The 395-nt window shown below is 65.8% G+C and carries 1 pseudogene; it reads left to right on the top strand.

Annotation, left to right across the window (positions count from 1 at the left end):
* Positions 1-15 precede the first annotated feature (15 nt).
* Positions 16-395 (top strand): annotated as a pseudogene (locus RhoFasB10_RS25970) (alpha-D-ribose 1-methylphosphonate 5-triphosphate diphosphatase); the annotation flags it as partial.

Raw genomic sequence — 395 nt, 5'->3', positions numbered from 1 at the left:
AGCCCGACTCGCGGGATGATCGACTACGGCGACCTGCTCGTCCTGCCCGGCATCGTCGATCTGCACGGCGATGCCTTCGAACGCGCCGTCATGCCGCGCCCCGGTGTGGCCTTTCCCTACGAGACCGCGCTGGCCGACGTTGACGGCCAATTGCTGGCCTGCGGCATCACCACCGAATTCCACGGCGTCACGTATTCCTGGGAGGGCGGCCTGCGTGGCCGCGCCTACGCCGTGCGCATGCTCGACACGCTCGATGCCATGCGCCCGCACCTGGGGGCACAGCATTTGATGCACTTGCGCTTCGAATTGCATCACGCCGATGGCGTTGCCGATGCGCTCGCCTGGATGGATGCCGGTCGCGTGCACTTCCTGTCATTCAACGATCACCTGCCGAT

Source organism: Rhodococcus sp. B10 (assembly GCF_011770055.1).
Lineage (GTDB): Bacteria > Actinomycetota > Actinomycetes > Mycobacteriales > Mycobacteriaceae > Rhodococcoides > Rhodococcoides kyotonensis_B.
This window is presented reverse-complemented; position numbering and strand designations above follow the sequence as displayed.